This window comes from Cellulosimicrobium sp. NPDC030954 (assembly GCF_055571305.1).
On the sequence record NZ_JBVIFN010000003.1, the window covers coordinates 160,171 to 179,882 of the forward strand.

At 73.4% G+C, this 19,712-nt stretch carries 13 protein-coding genes; 5 read left to right on the forward strand and 8 right to left on the reverse strand.

Annotated elements, in window-relative coordinates:
- Positions 1-98 precede the first annotated feature (98 nt).
- From ACZ402_RS08415 to narI, 5 genes are all read left to right on the forward strand, one after another.
- Complete coding sequence (locus ACZ402_RS08415) at positions 99-1,445, forward strand: MFS transporter (protein WP_255180872.1); 1,347 nt, start codon at positions 99-101, stop codon at positions 1,443-1,445.
- Positions 1,446-1,507: 62 nt separating this feature from the next.
- Positions 1,508-5,260, forward strand: a complete 3,753-nt coding sequence (locus tag ACZ402_RS08420) for a nitrate reductase subunit alpha (RefSeq protein WP_375822927.1) — start codon at positions 1,508-1,510, stop codon at positions 5,258-5,260.
- Positions 5,260-6,903, forward strand: coding sequence for a nitrate reductase subunit beta (narH, locus tag ACZ402_RS08425; RefSeq protein ID WP_375822928.1), 1,644 nt, complete (start codon positions 5,260-5,262; stop codon positions 6,901-6,903). The genes ACZ402_RS08420 and narH overlap by 1 nt, the downstream gene beginning before the upstream one ends.
- The gene (narJ, locus tag ACZ402_RS08430) at positions 6,900-7,607 is read left to right on the forward strand and encodes a nitrate reductase molybdenum cofactor assembly chaperone (protein ID WP_375822929.1); all 708 of its coding nucleotides are present in this window, start codon (positions 6,900-6,902) and stop codon (positions 7,605-7,607) included. The genes narH and narJ overlap by 4 nt, the downstream gene beginning before the upstream one ends.
- Positions 7,604-8,338 carry a respiratory nitrate reductase subunit gamma gene (gene narI / locus ACZ402_RS08435; protein ID WP_255180868.1) on the forward strand — a complete coding sequence of 245 codons (735 nt, stop codon included), beginning with the start codon at positions 7,604-7,606 and terminating at the stop codon, positions 8,336-8,338. Before narJ ends, narI begins: the two co-directional genes overlap by 4 nt.
- A gap of 104 nt (positions 8,339-8,442) precedes the next feature.
- Here the strand turns inward: narI and ACZ402_RS08440 are convergent, their stop codons facing one another.
- The 8 genes from ACZ402_RS08440 to ACZ402_RS08475 form a co-directional block, all read right to left on the reverse strand.
- Positions 8,443-8,799 carry a DUF2249 domain-containing protein gene (locus ACZ402_RS08440; RefSeq protein WP_255180867.1) on the reverse strand — a complete coding sequence of 119 codons (357 nt, stop codon included), beginning with the start codon at positions 8,797-8,799 and terminating at the stop codon, positions 8,443-8,445.
- Between the two features lie 92 nt (positions 8,800-8,891).
- The gene (locus ACZ402_RS08445) at positions 8,892-11,804 is read right to left on the reverse strand and encodes a multicopper oxidase domain-containing protein (RefSeq protein ID WP_375822930.1); all 2,913 of its coding nucleotides are present in this window, start codon (positions 11,802-11,804) and stop codon (positions 8,892-8,894) included.
- The gene (locus tag ACZ402_RS08450) at positions 11,801-13,069 is read right to left on the reverse strand and encodes a hypothetical protein (RefSeq protein ID WP_375822931.1); all 1,269 of its coding nucleotides are present in this window, start codon (positions 13,067-13,069) and stop codon (positions 11,801-11,803) included. Before ACZ402_RS08450 ends, ACZ402_RS08445 begins: the two co-directional genes overlap by 4 nt.
- A 181-nt stretch (positions 13,070-13,250) precedes the next feature.
- Complete coding sequence (locus ACZ402_RS08455) at positions 13,251-14,321, reverse strand: TIGR03842 family LLM class F420-dependent oxidoreductase (protein WP_375822932.1); 1,071 nt, start codon at positions 14,319-14,321, stop codon at positions 13,251-13,253.
- Positions 14,322-14,349: 28 nt separating this feature from the next.
- Entirely contained in the window at positions 14,350-15,786 is a 1,437-nt protein-coding gene (hydA, locus tag ACZ402_RS08460) for a dihydropyrimidinase (RefSeq protein WP_375822933.1), read from the reverse strand.
- 27 nt (positions 15,787-15,813) lie between these two features.
- Positions 15,814-16,650 carry a nitrilase-related carbon-nitrogen hydrolase gene (locus ACZ402_RS08465; protein WP_375822934.1) on the reverse strand — a complete coding sequence of 279 codons (837 nt, stop codon included), beginning with the start codon at positions 16,648-16,650 and terminating at the stop codon, positions 15,814-15,816.
- A gap of 61 nt (positions 16,651-16,711) precedes the next feature.
- A complete protein-coding gene (locus ACZ402_RS08470; protein ID WP_375822935.1) occupies positions 16,712-18,112 on the reverse strand; it encodes an aspartate aminotransferase family protein in 1,401 nt (466 codons plus the stop codon).
- Between the two features lie 7 nt (positions 18,113-18,119).
- Positions 18,120-19,685, reverse strand: a complete 1,566-nt coding sequence (locus tag ACZ402_RS08475) for a CoA-acylating methylmalonate-semialdehyde dehydrogenase (RefSeq protein ID WP_375823167.1) — start codon at positions 19,683-19,685, stop codon at positions 18,120-18,122.
- Between the last annotated feature and the right edge of the window lie 27 nt (positions 19,686-19,712).

Genomic DNA, 19,712 nt, shown 5'->3' on the forward strand with positions numbered 1-19,712 from the left:
GCGGCTCCCGCCCGTCGGGTCATGCTGACGGCGCACCGGGTACGGGCCCGGCGTCACGACGTCGGTGTGGTCGTGACCTGCGACGACGGGAGGACGACATGACCGCCCCTGCCACCACCAGGCCGCCCTCGCTGCTGCGGGCGGTGCGCACGCCGTCGAGCGTGGACCTGTCGACGTGGGACCCCGAGGACGAGTCCCGCTGGGACCGCCGGTTCGCGTGGCGCACGCTGTGGATCACGACGTACAACCTCACGCTCGCGTTCTGCGCGTGGTACCTCGTGAGCGCGGTCGCGCCCCGGCTCAACGACGTCGGCTTCGACCTCACGACGGCGCAGCTCTACTGGCTCACGGCCGTCCCCGGCCTCGCCGGCGGGCTGTTCCGCATGGTCTACATGTTCCTGCCCCCCGTCGTCGGCACGCGCACGCTCGTGGGCGGGACGGCGACGCTCGTCCTCCTGCCGATGCTCGGCTGGGCGTTCGCCGTGCGTGACGCGAGCACGCCGTACTCGGTGCTCATGCTGCTCGCGGTCGCGGCGGGGATCGGCGGCGGCGCGTTCTCCGGCTTCATGCCCTCGACGAGCTACTTCTTCCCCAAGCGCATGGCGGGGACGGCGCTGGGGCTGCAGGCCGGGATCGGCAACTTCGGCGTGAGCCTCATCCAGTTCCTCACGCCGTGGGTCGTCGGCTTCGGCCTCCTCGGCACGGCGGTCCTCACGCCGCAGCAGACGGCGACGGGCAGCCACCTGTGGCTGCACAACGCGGGCCTCGTCCTCGTGCCGTGGACCGTGCTCGGCGCGGTGCTCGCCGCCCTGTACCTGCGCCGGGTCCCGGTGAGCGCGAACTTCCGCGAGCAGCTCGACATCTTCGGCAACAAGCACACGTGGATCATGACGGCGATCTACCTCATGACCTTCGGCGCGTTCAGCGGGTTCGCGGCGCAGCTCGGGCTGCTCATCGTCGCGCAGTACGGCGGGTTCGCGAACGCGCCCGACCCGCTGCGCTACGCGTTCCTCGGCCCGCTGCTCGGCTCGGCCGCGCGCGCCGGGTTCGGGCCGCTGTGCGACCGGTTCGGCGGCGCGGTCTGGACCCTCGTCGCCGGGATCGGCATGACGGTCTCGACGGTGTTCTCGCTGTTCTTCCTCGACCCGCACGACGTCGGGCAGTTCGGCTGGTTCCTCGCGGGGATGCTCGCGGTGTTCACCTTCGCCGGGATCGGCAACGCGGGGACGTTCAAGCAGATGCCGATGATCTTCCCGCGTCGTCAGGCGGGCGGGGTGATCGGCTGGACCGCCTCGATCGCCGCGTTCGGCCCGTTCCTCGTGGGCATCGGCCTGTCGCTCGTCCCCGCGCGGTCGTTCTTCGTCGGGTGCGCCGTGTTCTTCGCCCTGTGCACGTGGCTCACGTGGCACTACTACGCCCGACCGGGCGCCCCGAACCCCTCCTGACCCGACCGGGAACGCCGGCGACGCGTCCGCCGTCCCCGCCCCAGAGAACCCGAGGAGCTGTCGTGCCCCCACTCGACGAGCGCACCCCCCGTGACCCGGCGGACACCCTGCTGCGCCTGGGCAGCCGCCTGCGGCGCGGGAAGGTGTCGGACGACCTGCGGCAGGTGTTCCTGACCGGCGGGCGCCAGGGCGACGTGTTCTACCGCGACCGCTGGTCCCACGACAAGGTCGTGCGCTCCACCCACGGCGTGAACTGCACCGGGTCCTGCTCCTGGAAGGTCTACGTCAAGGACGGCATCATCACCTGGGAGACCCAGCAGACCGACTACCCCTCCGTCGGCCCCGACTCCCCCGAGTACGAACCCCGCGGCTGCCCCCGCGGCGCCGCGTTCTCCTGGTACACCTACTCCCCCACCCGCGTGCGCTACCCCTACGTCCGCGGCACCCTGCTCGACCTGTACCGGCGCGCGAAGGACGAGGTGGGCGGCGACCCCGTGCTCGCGTGGGCGAAGGTCACGTCCGACCCGGGGTCGGCCCGCGCCTACAAGTCGGCGCGCGGCAAGGGCGGGCTCGTGCGCACCACCTGGGACGAGGCCGCCGAGATCGTCGCCGCCGCCCACGTCCACACCATCAAGACCTACGGACCCGACCGCGTCGCCGGGTTCTCCCCCATCCCCGCGATGTCCATGGTGTCGCACGGGGTGGGTTCGCGGTTCGTGCAGCTCCTGGGCGGGAGCATGCTGTCGTTCTACGACTGGTACGCCGACCTCCCGGTCGCGTCCCCGCAGGTGTTCGGCGACCAGACCGACGTCCCGGAGTCCGCCGACTGGTGGAACTCCACCTACTGCATCATGTGGGGCTCCAACGTCCCGGTCACCCGCACGCCGGACGCCCACTTCATGACCGAGGCCCGCTACCGCGGCCAGAAGGTCGTCGTCGTCTCCCCCGACTACGCCGACAACACCAAGTTCGCCGACGAGTGGCTCGCCCCGCACCCGGGGACGGACGGTGCCCTCGCCCAGGCCATGGGCCACGTCATCCTCACCGAGTTCCACGTGCGCGACCGCGCGCCGCGGTTCCTCGACTACATGGCCCGGTTCACGGACTCCCCGTACCTGGTCACGCTGGAGAAGCGCGGGGACGCGTACGTGCCCGGGCGCTTCCTCACGGCGGACCGGCTCGCGGGCACGCCCGCCGCCGACCAGGCCGACACTGCGAACGCGGCGTCCAAGACGGTGATCCTGTCCCGCGCGGGCGACGTCGTCGTCCCCAACGGGTCGCTCGGGCACCGCTACGGCGACCCCGGGAGGTGGAACCTCGACCTCGAGGGCGTCGAGCCCGCGCTGTCGGTCGCGGACCTTTCGGGCGGCGCGTCGGGCGAGCCGGTCGCCGTCGACCTCCCGCGCTTCGACCTCGCTCCCGAGGAGGGCGCGGAGCACCAGGGCGGCGCGGGCGCCGTCCGGCGCGGCGTGCCGACGCACCGCGTGGGCGAGCACCTGGTGACGACGGTCTACGACCTGCTGCTCGCGCAGTACGGCGTGGACCGCCCCGACCTCGACCTGCCGGGCACGTGGCCGACCGGATACGACGACCCCGCGACCCCGGGCACCCCGGCGTGGCAGGAGGAGATCACCGGCGTTCCCGCCGTCGCCGCGGCGCGCATCGGGCGCGAGTTCGCGCAGAACGCGCTCGACTCCGACGGCCGGTCGATGATCATCATGGGAGCGGGCACCAACCACTGGTTCCACTCCGACACGATCTACCGCACGTTCCTCGCGCTCGTCACCATGACGGGCTGCCAGGGCGTCAACGGCGGCGGCTGGGCGCACTACGTCGGGCAGGAGAAGGTCCGCCCGATCACGGGGTTCCAGCAGTACGCGAACGCGGCGGACTGGGTCCGGCCCCCGCGCCTCATGATCAGCACGGCCTTCTGGTACCTCGCGACGGACCAGTGGCGCTACGACGGCCTGCCCGCGGACGCGCTCGCGTCCCCGCTCGCCACCGGGAAGCTCGCGGGCCGCACGACGGCGGACACGCTGGTGGAGTCCGTCCGTCGCGGCTGGACGCCGAGCTACCCGACGTTCGACCGCAACCCGCTCGACCTGGTGGACGAGGCCGAGGCGGCGGGCAAGGACCCGGTGCGCCACGTCGTCGACCAGCTCTCCTCGGGCGAGCTGGACTACGCGTGCGCGGACCCCGACGACCCGGCGAACTTCCCGCGCGTGCTCACCGTCTGGCGCGCGAACCTGCTGGGGTCGTCGGGCAAGGGCAACGAGTACTTCCTCAAGCACCTGCTCGGGACCGACGCCGCGGTGCGCGCACCGGAGTCGGGGCCGGACCGGCGGCCGCGGGACATCGCGTGGCACGACGAGGCGCCGCAGGGGAAGCTCGACCTGCTCGTCACGGCCGACTTCCGGATGACGTCGACGACGCTGTTCTCGGACGTCGTGCTGCCGGCGGCGACGTGGTACGAGAAGCACGACCTGTCCTCGACGGACATGCACCCGTTCGTGCACTCGTTCAACCCGGCGATCAGCCCGCCCTGGCAGACGCGCACCGACTTCGACATCTTCCACACGCTCGCCCGGCACGTCTCGGAGCTGTCAGTGACGCACCTGGGCGTGCGCAAGGACGTCGTGGCCGTCCCGCTCGCGCACGACACGCCGGACGCCATGGCGACGCCGCACGGCGAGGTCCTGCCACAGGACGAGCTCGTGCCCGGGGTCACGATGGCGAAGCTCGTCGTCGTCGAGCGGGACTACCCCGCGCTCGCGGCGCGGCTCGCCGCCCTCGGTCCGCTCACGCAGAAGGTCGGCATGGTCACCAAGGGCGTCGCGTTCGACCCGACGCCGGAGGTCGAGCGGCTCGCCGTCGCGAACGGCGTCGTCGCCGACGGCCCGACGGCGGGGCGTCCGCGCCTGGACCGGGACACGCACGTCTGCGAGATGATCCTCGCGCTGTCGGGGACGACGAACGGGCGGCTCGCGGTGCAGGGGTTCGAGGACCTGGAGCGGCGCACCGGGCAGCGTCTGGCCGACCTGGCGCGGGACGAGCAGGGCAAGAGGATCACCTTCCCGGACGTGCAGTCCCGCCCGACGGCGGTCATCACCTCTCCCGAGTGGTCCGGGTCGGAGCACGGCGGGCGGCGCTACAGCGCCTTCGTCATCAACGTGGAGCGGCTCAAGCCGTGGCACACGCTCACGGGCCGCCAGCACTTCTTCCTCGACCACGACTGGATGACGGAGCTCGGCGAGCAGCTCCCGGTCTACCGTCCGCCGCTGGACATGCACCGCCTGTTCGGCGACTCACGGGTCGGCGACACGTCCCCCACGGGGGCGCAGGGGTCCGAGGGCTACGCCGAGGTCGCGGTGCGGTACCTGACCCCGCACTCGAAGTGGTCGATCCACTCCGAGTACCAGGACAACCTCTTCATGCTGTCGCTCTCGCGCGGCGGTCCCACGATCTGGATGAGCCCGCAGGACGCGGAGAAGATCGGCGTCGCGGACAACGAGTGGATCGAGTCCTACAACCGCAACGGCGTCGTGGTCGCGCGGGCCGTCGTCTCGCACCGCATGCCCGAGGGCACGGTCTTCATGTACCACGCGAAGGACCGGACCGTGGACGTGCCGCGGTCGGAGACCTCCGGCCTGCGGGGCGGCATCCACAACTCCCTGACCCGCGTGCTGCTCAAGCCCACCCACCTCATCGGCGGCTACGCGCAGCTCTCGTACGGCTTCAACTACATCGGCCCGACGGGCAACCAGCGTGACGAGGTCACGGTGATCCGTCGTCGTTCTCAGGAGGTGACCTACTGATGAAGGTCATGGCGCAGATGTCGATGGTGATGAACCTGGACAAGTGCATCGGGTGTCACACGTGCTCGGTCACGTGCAAGCAGGCCTGGACCAACCGCACCGGGGTCGAGTACGTGTGGTTCAACAACGTCGAGACCCGCCCCGGACTCGGGTACCCCCGCACCTACCAGGACCAGGACCGCTGGCAGGGCGGGTGGGTGCGGACCAAGAAGGGCAAGCTCAAGCTGCGCGCCGGGGGCCGGTTGAAGAAGCTCGCCACGATCTTCTCCAACCCCGTCCTGCCCTCGATCCACGACTACTACGAACCGTGGACGTATGAGTACGACATGCTGCTCTCGGCCCCCCAGGGCGCCCACACCCCCGTCGCCAGGCCGAAGTCGCTGCTCACGGGCAAGGACATGAACATCTCCTGGTCGGCGAACTGGGACGACGACCTCGCCGGGTCCACCACCACCATGGCCGACGACCCGGTGCTGCAGCACATGTCCGAGCACGTCGCGACCGAGCTCGACAAGACGTTCATGTTCTACCTGCCCCGCATCTGCGAGCACTGCCTCAACCCCGCCTGCGTCGCGTCCTGCCCGTCGGGCGCCATGTACAAGCGGGCCGAGGACGGCATCGTGCTCGTGGACCAGGACCAGTGCCGGGGTTGGCGCATGTGCGTCACCGGCTGCCCCTACAAGAAGGTCTACTTCAACCACAAGACCGGCAAGGCCGAGAAATGCACCCTGTGCTACCCGCGCATCGAGGTCGGCCTGCCGACCGTGTGCTCCGAGACGTGCGTGGGACGCCTGCGCTACCTCGGCCTCGTCCTGTACGACGCGGACAAGGTCACCCAGGCCGCGTCGGTGGAGGACGAGCACGACCTCCTGGCCTCCCAGCGCGCCGTCTTCCTCGACCCGAACGACCCCGACGTCATCGCCGCCGCACGCGCCGAGGGGATCCCCGAGGACTGGATCACCGCCGCCCAACGCTCCCCCATCTGGGACCTCATCACCCGGTACGAGGTCGCCCTGCCCCTGCACCCGGAGTACCGCACCCTGCCCATGGTCTGGTACATCCCACCCCTGTCCCCCGTCGTCGACGTCATCACCGCCTCCGGCAACGACGGCGAGGACGGACGAACCCTGTTCGCCGCCATCTCGAAGCTACGCATCCCCCTGGAGTACCTCGCCGGACTGTTCACCGCCGGAGACACCGCCCCCGTCGAGAAGGTCCTGCGCCGCCTGGCCGCCATGCGCTCCTACATGCGCGACATCAACCTCGGCCACGACGCCAACGAAGAGACCGCGGCCGCCGTCGGCATGACCGGGCAACAGGTCCAGGACATGTACCGCCTCCTCGCGATCGCCAAGTACGAAGACCGCTACGTCATCCCCACCGCCCACACCGAGATCGCCCGCGAGCTGAGCGACATGGCGTGCTCGCTCGACTACGACGGCGGACCGGGGATGGGGGGCGCGGGACCGACGACGGGCGAGTCGTTCCACGCGGTCGGCGAGAAGGAACGGGCCACCAGCCCGTACACCCCCTCCACCACGGGTCGGGTCAACCTGCTCAACTGGGACGGCGACGGGACCCCGGGCGGTCTCTTCCCGCCGCCGCGACCGGCGGGCCCGGAGGCCTCGGGGGGTGCGGCATGAGGCGCGCGACCCGCTCCCGGCCGGTGTCCTCGACGAGCGCGTCGTCGCCCGGTCCCCTGCCGGACGACCAGCGCCGCGCCGCGCACACCGTGATCTCGCTCCTGCTCGACTACCCCACCGCGGAGGCCGCCGCGCACCGAACGGACGTCGAGGACGTCGTCGCCGGGCTGCCGTCCGACGTGCGGCGGCCCCTGCGCGCGTTCCTCGACGCCACGGCGTCGCTGTCCCTCGGGGAGCGGCAGGCCGCCTACGTCGCGACGTTCGACCTCAAGCGCCGGTGCTCGCTGTACCTGTCGTACTACGCGGCCGGGGACACCCGGAAGCGCGGCGCCGCGCTCGTCACGTTCGTGGAGGCGTTCCGCGCGGCGGGATGGGAGACGGACGGCTCGGAGCTGCCCGACCACCTGCCCACGGTGCTCGAGCTCTCCGCACGCACGGACGGCGAGATCGCCGGCATGGTGCTCGACGCGCACCGCGACGGCATCGAGGTCCTGCGCGCCGCGCTCGAGACCCTGCGCAGCCCGTACGCCCACGTGGTCGCGGCGCTCGTCGCGACGCTGCCCGCGATGCAGTCGGAGACGGCGGCACGCTTCCGCGACCTGGTCGCCGCGGGACCGCCCACCGAGCTCGTCGGCCTGAGCGACCTGTCCCACCTCACGCCGTTCGCCACGATCCCGAGCCTGACCGAGGAGACCCGACGATGAGCCCGCTCGACGTCCTGCTGTGGGTCGCCGTCCCGTACGCGGTGGCGGCGGTGTTCGTCGTCGGGCACGTGTGGCGGTACCGCTACGACCAGTTCGGCTGGACGACGCGCTCGTCGCAGCTCTACGAGAACCGCTGGCTGCGCCTCGGCTCGCCGCTGTTCCACGTCGGCATCCTCATGGTGATCGGCGGGCACGTGGTCGGGATCCTCGTGCCGCGCCCGTGGCTGGAGGCCGTCGGCGTGGACGAGCACGCCTACCACCTCGTCGCGACGATCGCCGGGACGTTCGCGGCGGTCCTCACGGTCGTCGGGCTCGTGATCCTCGTCCTGCGCCGGAGGCTCTCCGGCGCGGTCTTCCGCGTGACCACGCGCACGGACAAGCTCATGTACGTCGTGCTCGGCGCCGCGATCGGGTTCGGCACGCTCGCGACGGTCCAGCACCAGATCTTCGGCGGCGGGTACGACTACCGCGGCTCGATCTCGCCGTGGTTCCGCTCGCTGCTCACGTTCCAGCCCGACCCGTCGCTCATGGCCGACGTCCCGCTCGCGTTCCAGCTCCACGTCCTGTGCGGCCTGGCGCTGTTCGCCCTGTGGCCGTTCACGCGCCTCGTGCACGTGTTCTCCGCGCCGCTCGGCTACCTCACGCGGCCGTACGTCGTCTACCGGCGTCGCGCGGTCGCGACGACGTCGCGCGCACCGCGCCGCGGCTGGGAGCCCCCGACGACCCCGTAGCGAGGACCGTCCTCGCTCGACCCGGTGCGCGCACGACGACGCCCGGCGGCCATCCCCGTGCCGCCGGGCGTCGTGTCGTGCCGGGACCGTGTCGGCCCGGCCGCTCAGTCCTGTGCGGGCACAGGACGGCGCGTGAGGCGGATGCTCACCTCGGTCGCCTCGCGCGACAGGTACTCGCGGTCGAACGCGCCGGGCTCACGACCCTCGAGCTGCGCGAGCAGCGGGAGCGGGTCGTGCGGCGCGACGAGGACGAGCCCGTCCCCGGGCGCGAGCGCCTCGAGCGCCCCGAAGACGACGCCGTGACGCACGGCGTGCGGGATCGTGCGGACGTCGAGGACGATCTCGGCGTCGTCGTGCGCGCACCCGCAGGTGTGCCCCTCCTCGGCCCCTTCCCCGGGCCCTTCCTCGTTCACCGCCGCGTGCTGCGGGGGCTCGGTGATCTCGATCGGTTCTGCTGCCATGGTGGTCCTCCTGGTCGTGGCGCGAGCGCCGGGTGGGGGTGCTGGGTCTGCGGTGCTGCCGGCGTGGACGACGACGCCGGCGGGCGGGCCGGTCAGGGCCTCACGGCGAACGCCCCGGACGCGCCGCGCTCGGCGTCGGACATGGCGTGCGTGACGAACGGGTAGGTCCCGGCCTCGGGGAACGTGAGCTCGACGAACCCGCCCTGCGCGGGCAGCAGGCCGAGCACCTGGCTCCCGCCGGAGGTTCCCGGCGGGAGCGCGTACGCGCCCTCGTGGTAGACGGTGTCGAACTGGCCGCCGACGACGTGGAACGCGCTCGGGCGGTTCGGCCCGGCGTCGAGCACCCAGACGCGCACGCGCTCGCCCACCCGGGCCGCGAGCGGGTCGTAGCGGTACTGGTTCGCGTACCCGTTGAACGTGAGGAGGTCGGGCTCGGCGGCGGCGACCTTCGCGTCGTCGGCGGACGCGCCCTGCGCGCCGAGGTAGAGCTCGGACTGCACGACGACGTACTCGCGGTCCACGGGGGCGAGGTCCGGCGGGTCGACGATCACCGTGCCGAACATGCCGTTCGCGATGTGCAGCGACATGGGCATGGTCGAGCAGTGGTACATCCAGATCCCCGCCCGGGTCGCCGTGAAGCGGTAGGTGAGCGACTCCCCCGGCGCGATGGTCCGCATCGGCTCGTCGGGCGCGAGCGCGCCCGCGTGGAAGTCGATCGAGTGCCCGATCGTCCCGTCGTTGACGAGCGTGATCTCGAAGACGTCGCCGACCTTCCCCCGGAGCACGGGCCCGGGCGCGGTCCCGCCGAACGTCCACACGGTCTGCTCGACGCCGGGCGCCACCTCCTGCACCGCCTCCGTCACGGTGAGGGTGCGCCGGTGCACGACGGGTCCGCCGGACGGGTCCGACTCGGCGGGCGGGAGCGTGGCGTCGCGCGCGACGAACCCGTCCCCGGGCCCGCCCATGAGGTCGGCGTCCGCCACGCCGAGCGAGTCCGTCCCCGAGGACGTCCCGTGCCCCGCGTGCGCCCCCTCGGCCGCGGGCGCCTCCTCAGGACCCGCTGGGTCGACGAGCGCCGCGCCCCCGGTGACCTCCACCGTGAGCGTCATGCCCATGAGCCGGTGACCGGCCACGGAGCACCACCCGTCGAGGTCGCCGCTCACGACGCCCGCGTCGAGGGTCGCGGTCGCGCCCGGTGCGACACGGCCGGTCGTCGCGCCGTCGGCGAGGACCAGGTCGTGCACGTCGTCGTCGGCGTTCGTCAGCTCGATGACGAGCCGGTCGCCCGCGGGCACGCTGATCGTGTCGGGGACGAAGCGCATGTCGACGGCGTCGACCTGCACGGTCGTCGTGCGGCCGGTCGCGACCACCCCGGGGGCGCCCGCCGCACCGTCCACGGCGGCGACGGACCCGCCCCCGCCGACGCCGGCCGCGACCGGGTCGGCTGCGACGCCGCCCACGACCGCGAGCGCGAGGGTCGCGACCGCGGCGGTCACCGCCCCGGCGAGCGGCCGGCGCGCCTGAGTCTCCCGCCGAGCAGCGACCGCCCGGGCGGCCTCGTCGCGGCGCGTGCCCGACGGCGGAGCGTCCGCCGCGACGGGTGCGGCACCCGGGGCGGGTGCCCCGACCGGGGACGGGACCGCCGTCGGCCCGGGTCCGTCGGCGCGCGCGGTGACGGCTCCCCCCGGAACCGCATCGCCCCGCGGGGCCGTGTCGCTCTGCGAGACCGTATCGCCCCGCGAGACGAGGACGGCGCGGAGTGCGAGCACGAGGAACGCGAGGAAGGTCGCGAAGACGACGAGCGACAGCCCGACGCGCACCCACGACGGCAGCGGCAGGAGGTACAGCGCGAGCCCGCCGTTCGCGACGAGCACGCGGTACGCCCCGCCGGCGCCGACGACGGCCTCGGTGCGCCGCCGTCGTGCAGGGCCGCCGCCGAGCACGACGGGGACGAGGTACGTGAGCGCGCCGAGGAGCACCTGCGCGGCGAACCCGACGACGAACGGGAGCAGCAGCCCGCCGATCGCGTCCTGCGCGGCGGCCCACGACGGCGCCGTCGCGACCCGGGCCCCGAACGCGGCCACGCTCCCGGCGAACCACACGACCGACGCGGCGAGGCTCCACGCGGCGAACCCCCAGGCTCCGCGCTGCGCGGCGCGACCCTGTGCCGCGAGGTGCCGCCCGACGAGCACGACACCGCCCAGCACGACCGCCGCCCCGGCCGCGACGAGGGGCCGCCAGCCGACCGTGCACGCCACGACGACGAGCAGGATCCCCGCGGTGAGCACCGGGAGCGCGCGGCGGGCCGCGACGTCGGCGTCGGGCTCGATGCGGGTGCGCAGCACGGTCGGCCACAGGAGCACGAGCGTGCCGAGCACGGTGAGCCCCACCCACCCGAGGACGTTGAGCGTCACGTGCGCCACGTAGAGGCGGCCGTACGCCTCCGTCCCCGCGCCGCCACGGGCCATGAGGACGCCGAGCGTCACGCCGACCGGGAGGCACGCCGCGGCGACCACGTAGTAGCGGACGAGCCGGCCGAAGCGCGACGGCAGCGCACCGCGGCCCTGGAGCACGAGCACCGTCGCGTGCGTCACCGCGCCCGCACCCACGAGCACCCCGCCCGCCACGACCAGGGACCACACGTCGGTGAGGAGCCCCGCGACGACGAGCAGCGCGCCGACCGTGTGCGCGGCGAGCCGCGCGACGTGCAGCGGGCGCCCGCCCGGCGCCTGGCGGCGCAGCATCGTGTCGGCGAAGTGCTGGCTCCACACGAGGATCGCCGTGCTCACCGCGCCGAGCATGAGCACGTGAACCATGAGCCACAGCGCGTCGGGCACGAACCGGTGCACCACGACGAGCACCGCCTCGGCGACGAACCACCCGAGGACGAGCGCGTGGAGCCACAGGTTCCGGCCCGTTCCCCCGACCTTCTGCGTGCCGGGCAGCGGTCCGGCGGGTCGGGCGGTCAGGAGCGAGGGTCGCTCGGGCGAGGCGGGCACGGTCACCTTCCGGAGACGATCGGGAGCACGGCGGACGGGGCCGAGGGAGAACCCCGGTCGCGCGAGGCAGAGGCCCGGTCGGCCGAGGTAGAGCCCTGGTCACGCGAGGCAGAGGGCTGGTCACGCGAGGTAGAGGCCGGGTCACGCGAGGTAGAGCTCTGGTCGCGGAGCAGTGCCGACCACAGCGCGACCCCGACGAACGCGAGCACGGCGACGACGTTCCCGACGCCGCCGACGCGGACGGCCGCGACCGCGCCCGGTCCGTCGCCCGCGAGGTCACCGGTGACCCGGACCGCGAGCGAGGCGTGCAGCAGGACGAGCGGCGCCCACATCGCGGCGCGGTACGGGAGCGGACGGCGCAGGACGGCCGGGAGGATGAGCGGCCCGTGCGCCATGATCATCGACAGCCCGAACCCGAGGAACACGGCGTGCACGACGGCGTCGTACGTCGTCCCGGAGCGCAGCGTCACCACGGGGCCGAGCCCGGTGGGCCCCGCGCCGGCCGCGAGGAACACCCAGGCCGCGCCGGCGAGGACGAGCCACGCGTAGCCCGCGAGCATCGCCGCCGCGGCGAAGCGCGGCAGCCCGCGACCGCGGACGGTGCGGCGCGCGACGTCGTGCCGCAGCAGCGTGACGGCCGACGCCGCGAGCGCCGCCCCGGCGACGGCGTACCCGGGTGCGGGCGCGAGCAGGGCGAGGCACGCGGCGCCGAGGTAGACCAGCGCCCCGGCGAGGACCGTGCGCTCGGTGCGGGCGTCGATCTCGAGCCGCGCGAGCTCGACCCGCTCGCCGAGCACGGTCCAGGCGACGAACCCGACGAGCCACGGCAGCAGGTCCGGCACCGCGAGGCCCGCGGCCCAGAGCGCGGCACCCCCGACGGCGAGCACGGCGCCCGCGGCCTGGATCGCCGTCGCGACGGCGGGCTGCCGTCGCCACACGACGGCGTAGATCGCGACGAGCCCGAGAGTTCCCGCGACGAGGAGCCCCTGACCGACGGCGCGGGGTGCGGGCGAGAGGAGCGCGAGCGCGCCGAGGCCGAGCGCGGCGGGCGCGAGGTAGGCGACCGGTCGCCGCACGGCGACGGCCCGTTCGAGGGTGACGAGGGTGCCGACGAACCCGAGCACCATGAGGAGGCCGTGCGCGTCCTGGACCCGCGCGGCGGGGACGGGCGACGGGAGGCCGAGCAGGGCGAGCCCGGTCGCGAGCCCCGTGAGCAGCGCGACCCCGGCGGGCAGCACGAGGAGCGCGCGGAACGGCGTCCTGGTCGTCACGCCGCGAGGGTTTTCCACGGTCCCGACCGTAGGAAAGCGGCGGTACGCCCGGACAGGGCCGAAGGTCCCGTCGCACCCGGGCAGTCACGTGGGGTGGGTCACGCAGTCCGTCACGGAGCCCGTCACGCGGTCCGTCACGCGGTCCGTCGCGTGACCGTCACGCGGGTGGGGTCGTGCGCGCTCACTCGCGCGCGCGGGCGAGGTCGCGCACGGCGGGTCCGACCGTCTCGCCGTACGCGCGCAGGGTCTCGTCCTTGGCGTCGTGCTGGAGGTAGAGGGCGAACTGGTCGACCCCGAGCGCGGCGAGCTCCCGCAGGCGCTCGACGTGCCGTTCCGCCGGCCCGACGAGGCAGAACCGGTCGACGATCTCGTCCGTGACGAACGCGGTGTGCGTGTTGCCCGCGCGCCCGTGCTCGTTGTAGTCGTAGCCCTCGCGCCCGGCCACGAAGTCGGTGAGCGCGTGCGGGATGGTCACCCCCGCACCCTCCTCGGACCCGCCGGGACCGTAGCGCGCGACGATCTCCGCGACGTGGTTGCCGACCATCCCGCCGAACCAGCGGCACTGGTCGTAGGCGTGCGCGAGCGCGTGCCGTCCCGCCTCGCCGTCCGCGGGCGCGGTGCCCGTCACGTAGGCGGGCGCGGCCACGCAGATGCGGATCGCGTCCGGGTCGCGTCCCGCGCGCTCGGCGGCGGCGCGCACCGCCGCGACGGACCACGCGACGACGTCGGGGTCCGCGAGCTGGAGGATGAACCCGTCGCCCACCTCCCCCGTGAGCGCGAGCGCCCTGGGCCCGTACGCGGCCACCCACACCGGGAGCCGGGAGTCGGGGTTCCACGGGAGCCGCAGCGTCGAGCCGCGGTACTCCACCGCCTCGCCCGACGCGAGGCCACGGATCACGCCGATGGCCTCGCGGAGCTCGGCGAGCGTCACGGGCCTCCCGTTGATCACGCGCACGGCGGAGTCCCCCCGGCCGATCCCGCAGATCGTCCGGTTGCCGAACATCTCGTTGAGGGTCGCGAAGAGCGAGGCGGTGACGGTGACGTCGCGCGTGGCGGGGTTGGTGACCATGGGGCCGACCGTGACCCGGTGCGTGGCGGCGAGGATCTGGGAGTAGACGACGAACGGCTCCTCCCACAGCAGGTGCGAGTCGAACGTCCACACGTGCGTGAAGCCGTACGTCTCCGCCTGCCGCGCGAGGTCGACGACCCGCCACGCCGGCGGGTCGTTCTGCAGCACCACCCCGAGGTCCATGCGCCCGCCTCCGATCAGGTCCCCGCGCTCAGCGCAGGTACGCCGACAGCCCGCGCCGCAGGAACCGCCCGTGCCCGGGGGTGCCGTGGTACGTGCCGTCCTCGACGACCACGCGCCCGCGCGACATGACGACGTCCACGTGCCCGTCGACCTCGAACCCCTCCCACGCGGAGTGGTCCATGTTCATGTGGTGCGTCTTCCCGTACCCGATCGAGGTGCGCCCGGCGGGGTCGTAGACGACGACGTCGGCGTCCGCGCCCGGGGCGAGCACGCCCTTGCGGCCGTCGAGCCCGAACATGCGGGCCGGCGTCGTGCAGCACAGCTCGACCCACCGCTCGCGCGAGATCCGCCCGTTGACGACGCCCTGGTAGAGCAGGTCGAGGCGGTGCTCGACGCCCCCGATCCCGTTGGGGATCTTGGAGAAGTCGCCGAGGCCGAGCTCCTTCTGCTCCTTCATGCAGAACGGGCAGTGGTCGGTGCTCACGACGGACAGGTCCCCCGTGCGCAGGTACCGCCACAGCTCGTCCTGGTGACCCTCCGCGCGCGAGCGCAGCGGCGTCGAGCACACCCACTTGGCGCCCTCGAAGTCGCCCCACTCGTCGCTGCGCGCGCCGAGCTGCTCCTCGAGCGAGAGGTAGAGGTACTGCGGGCACGTCTCGCCGAACACGTTGTGCCCCTCGTCGCGCGCCTGCGCGAGCGTCGCCACCGCCTGCTTGGCCGACATGTGCACGACGTACAGCGGCGCCCCGGTCAGGCGCGCGAGCATGATCGCGCGGTGCGTCGCCTCCTCCTCGGTCTCCCACGGGCGGCTCGTGCCGTGGAAGTACGGTGCGGTGTCGCCGCGGTCGAGCGCCTCGCGCACGAGCACGTCGATCGCGATGCCGTTCTCGGCGTGCATCATGATCACCGACCCGTTGTCGCGCGCCTTCTGCATCGCGCGCAGGATCTGCCCGTCGTCGCTGTAGAACACGCCCGGGTAGGCCATGAAGAGCTTGAAGCTCGTGATGCCCTCGGTGACGAGCTCGTCCATGGCCTTGAGCGAGTCGTCGTCGACGCCGCCGAGGATCTGGTGGAACCCGTAGTCGATCGCGCACCGCCCGTCCGCCTTGGCGTGCCACGCGGCGAGCCCGTCCTGGACCCGCTCCCCGGTGCGCTGGACGGCGAAGTCGACGATCGTCGTCGTGCCGCCCCAGGCCGCGGCACGCGTCCCGGTCTCGAACGTGTCCGACGCGTTCGTCCCGCCGAACGGCAGCTCCATGTGCGTGTGGCAGTCGACCGCGCCCGGGATGACGTACTTGCCCGTCGCGTCGATCACGCGCTCGGCGGTCGCGGCAAGGTTGGCGCCCAGGCTCGTGTCCCCGGGGCGCAGGAGCGCGGCGACCTGCTCGCCGTCGACCAGCACGTCGGCGGGCGTCGAGCCCGTGGGCCCGACGACGGTCCCTCCCCGGATCAGCGTGTGCGGCATCGCGTGCTCCCCTCTCGGATCCTCAGGTCACGGCCGGGTGAGGTCGTCGTAGGCGTCCGGTCGGCGATCCCGGTAGAACTGCCACCGGTCGCGCACGACGCGCAGCAGGTCCAGGTCGAGGTCGCGCACCACGAGCTCCTCCTCGTGGTCGTCGGCGGGGTCCCCGACGAACGCGCCCTCGGGGTCGACGAAGTACGACGTGCCGTAGAAGTCGTCGTCGCCCAGGTCCTCCACGCCCACCCGGTTGCTCGCGCCGACGTAGTACTCGTTCGCGACCGCCGCCGCCGGCTGCTCGAGCTTCCACAGGTAGTTCGACAGCCCGCGGCTCGTCGCGCTGGGGTTGAGCACGATCTCCGCCCCGTTCAGCCCGAGCGCGCGCCAGCCCTCGGGGAAGTGCCGGTCGTAGCAGATGTACACGCCCACGCGCCCGACGGCGGTGTCGAACACCGGGTACCCGAGGTTGCCGGGGCGGAAGTAGAACTTCTCCCAGAACCCGCGCACGTGCGGGATGTGCGTCTTGCGGTACTTGCCGAGGTAGCGCCCGTCCGCGTCGATCACGGCCGCCGTGTTGTAGAGCACCCCCGGCTGCTCCTCCTCGTACACGGGCAGCACGACGACGGTCCCCAGCTCGGCCGCGAGCGCCGAGAACCGCTCGACCGTGGGGCCGGGCACCGACTCGGCGTACGCGTAGTACGCGGCGTCCTGCACCTGGCAGAAGTACGGCCCGTAGAACAGCTCCTGGAAGCACACGAGCCTCGCGCCCTGGTCGGCGGCGTCGCGCAGGTGCTTCTCGTGGGCGTCGATCATCGACTCCTTGTCGCCCGTCCAGCGGACCTGGGTGAGCGCGGCACGTACGGCGGTCATGACCCCTCCTCGGTTGTGGGCATGAAATGGGCCTGGTCTGGGGGCGCGAACCGGGCCCATTTCATGCCCGCACCGCCTCGGCCTGCTCGTCGGCGACGTCGAGCGCCGCGTCGATCGCCGCGAGGCCGTGCTCGAGGTCGGCGGCGGACGTGACGAGCGGCGGCGCGACGTGCAGGCGGTTGAAGTGCACGAACGGCCACACGCCGCGCTCCTTGACCGCGGCGACGACGGCGCCCATCGGCGCGGCGGCGGGGCCGCTCGCGTTGAACGGGACGAGGGGCTCGCGCGTCTCCCGGTCGCGCACGAGCTCGACCGCCCAGAAGAACCCGAGCCCGCGCACGTCGCCGACGCTCGGGTGCCGGGCGGCGATCTCGCGCAGCCGCGGCCCGATCACGTCGGCGCCGAGCGTGCGCACCCGCTCCAGGATCCGCTCGTCCTCGAACGTGCGGACCGACTCGACCCCGACGGCGCACGCGAGCGGGTGGCCGGAGTAGGTGAGCCCGCCGGGGAACACGCGGTCGTCGAACGTCCGCGCGACGTGCTCACCGATCACGACGCCGCCGAGCGGCACGTAGCCCGAGTTCACGCCCTTGGCGAAGGTCACGAGGTCCGGCACGACGCCCCACCGGTCCACCGCGAACCACTCGCCGACCCGCCCGAACCCGACCATCACCTCGTCGGTGACGAGCAGGATCCCGTGCTCGTCGCACAGCGCGCGCACGCCCGCGAGGTAGCCGTCGGGCGGGACCAGCACGCCGTTGGTCCCGACGACCGTCTCGAGCAGGATCGCCGCGACCGTCCCGGGCCCCTCGAGCTGCACGACCTCCCGCAGGTGGGCGAGCGCGCGCTCGCCCTCCTCCGCGTCGTCGGCCGCCCCGAACGACGAGCGGTACGTGTAGGGCCCGAGGAAGTGGCGCACGTGCGGGTCCGGCGAGACCTCGTTGGGCCACCGGCGCGGGTCGCCCGTGAGGGAGATCGCCGTCGTGGTGTTGCCGTGGTACGACCGGTACGCGGCGAGCACCTTCGCGCGCCCGGTGTGCAGGCGCGCGAGGCGCACCGCGTTCTCGACCGCGTCGGCCCCGCCGTTCGTGAAGAAGACGCGCCATCGTCGCTCGTCGCCGGTCGCCGACCCGCCGTCCCGCGCGCCCGGGGCGCGCTCCGCGATGAGCCGGGCGAGCTCGCCCCGCACGTCGTTGGCGAAGGTCGGCCCGACCGTCGCGAGGCGCCCGGCCTGGGCCTGCAGCGCCGCCACGAGGCGGGGGTGCTGGTGGCCCAGGTTGAGGTTGACGAGCTGGGACGCGAAGTCGAGGTAGCGGTTGCCGTCCTCGTCCCAGAACCACGCGCCCTCGCCGCCCGCGACGGGCAGCGGGTCGATCGCGCCCTGCGCGGACCAGGAGTGGAAGACGTACCGGTCGTCGGCGCGCGTGCGCGACGTGCGCCGGGCGAGCTCCTCCGTCGTCATCGGTCGCTCACCGAGTCCGGGGAAAGCCGAGGTCGACGCCCGCCGTCGACGGGTCGGGCCAGCGCGTCGTGACGACCTTGGTGCGCGTGTAGAACTGCACGCTCTCCGGTCCGTAGACGTGCAGGTCGCCGAAGAGCGAGCTCTTCCAGCCCCCGAACGAGTAGTAGCCGACCGGCACGGGGATGGGGACGTTGACGCCGATCATGCCCGCGCGGGCGTCGACCTCGAACGCGCGCGCCGCGCCGCCGTCGCGCGTGAAGATCGCCGCGCCGTTGCCGTACGGGTTGTCGTTGACGAGCCCGACCGCCTCGTCGTACGTGTCCGCCCGGACGACGGACAGCACCGGCCCGAAGATCTCCTCGCGGTACACCGTGTGCTCGGGTCGCACGTGGTCGACGAGCGTGGGGTGCAGGAAGAACCCCTCCCCCAGGTCGGGGGTGCCGTCGGGCGCCCGGCGGCCGTCGACGACGAGCGTCGCGCCCTCCTCGGCCGCCGTGCCGACGCGCGCCGCGACCCGGTCGCGGTGCTCGGCCGTGATGAGCGGCCCCATCTGGGACGCGGGGTCGGAACCCGGCCCGACGACGAGGCGCGCCACGCGCTCGCGGATCGCCTCGACGAGCGGGTCGGCCACCGCGCCCACGGCGACGAGCACGGAGACCGCCATGCACCGCTCGCCCGCCGACCCGTACGCCGCGGAGACCGCCGCGTCCGCCGCGACGTCCACGTCGGCGTCGGGCAGGACCACCATGTGGTTCTTCGCGCCGCCGAGGGCCTGGACCCGCTTGCCGTGCCGCGTCCCCGTCTCGTACACGTGGCGGGCGACGGGCGTCGAGCCGACGAAGCTCACGGCCTCCACGTCGGGGTGCTCCAGCAGGCGCTCCACCGCGACCCGGTCGCCCTGCACGACGTTCACGACGCCGTCGGGCAGGCCGGCCTCCTGGAGCAGCCGCGCGACGACGAGCGACGCCGACGGGTCGCGCTCGCTCGGCTTGAGCACGACCGCGTTCCCGCACGCGATCGCGTTCGGGATCATCCACAGCGGCACCATGGCCGGGAAGTTGAACGGCGTGATGCAGGCGACGACGCCGAGGGCCTGCTTCACCTCGTGCACGTCCACGCCCGACGACGCCTGCTCGGTGTACCCGCCCTTGAGGAGCTGGCCGATCCCGCACGCGAACTCGACGCACTCGAGCGCGCGCGCGACCTCGCCCGCCGCGTCCGAGAGCACCTTGCCGTGCTCCGCGCTCACCACCGCGGCGATCTCGTCGCGGTGCTCCACGAGGAGCTGGTGGAACGCGAAGAGGATCTCGACGCGGCGCGAGACGCTCGTCGCGCGCCATGCGGGGAACGCGTCCCGCGCCGCCGCGACCGCGGCGTCGACGTCGCCCGCGGACGCGAGCGCGACCTGTCCCGTCACCGTGCCCGACGCCGGGTCGTGGACCGGCCCGTACCGTTCCGCGTCCGGTCGCACGCGACCCGCGACCCAGTGCCCTACGCGCGCCTGCCCGGCGCGCGCGCGTCCGTCGTCCGTCGCGGTCGGGGCGCTCGTGGCACCCTGCGCGACCGGAGACATCCCCGCCGTCGTCTCCACGTCCTCGCC

What these genes read in the sequence shown, in the direction of transcription:
- ACZ402_RS08415 (WP_255180872.1), top strand. Translation starts at nt 99, where the DNA reads ATGACCGCCCCTGCCACCACCAGGCCGCCCTCGCTGCTGCGGGCGGTG.
- narH (WP_375822928.1), top strand. Translation starts at nt 5,260, where the DNA reads ATGAAGGTCATGGCGCAGATGTCGATGGTGATGAACCTGGACAAGTGC.
- narJ (WP_375822929.1), top strand. Translation starts at nt 6,900, where the DNA reads ATGAGGCGCGCGACCCGCTCCCGGCCGGTGTCCTCGACGAGCGCGTCG.
- narI (WP_255180868.1), top strand. Translation starts at nt 7,604, where the DNA reads ATGAGCCCGCTCGACGTCCTGCTGTGGGTCGCCGTCCCGTACGCGGTG.
- ACZ402_RS08440 (WP_255180867.1), bottom strand. Translation starts at nt 8,799, where the DNA reads ATGGCAGCAGAACCGATCGAGATCACCGAGCCCCCGCAGCACGCGGCG.
- ACZ402_RS08455 (WP_375822932.1), bottom strand. Translation starts at nt 14,321, where the DNA reads ATGGACCTCGGGGTGGTGCTGCAGAACGACCCGCCGGCGTGGCGGGTC.
- hydA (WP_375822933.1), bottom strand. Translation starts at nt 15,786, where the DNA reads ATGCCGCACACGCTGATCCGGGGAGGGACCGTCGTCGGGCCCACGGGC.
- ACZ402_RS08465 (WP_375822934.1), bottom strand. Translation starts at nt 16,650, where the DNA reads ATGACCGCCGTACGTGCCGCGCTCACCCAGGTCCGCTGGACGGGCGAC.
- ACZ402_RS08470 (WP_375822935.1), bottom strand. Translation starts at nt 18,112, where the DNA reads ATGACGACGGAGGAGCTCGCCCGGCGCACGTCGCGCACGCGCGCCGAC.
- ACZ402_RS08475 (WP_375823167.1), bottom strand. Translation starts at nt 19,685, where the DNA reads ATGTCTCCGGTCGCGCAGGGTGCCACGAGCGCCCCGACCGCGACGGAC.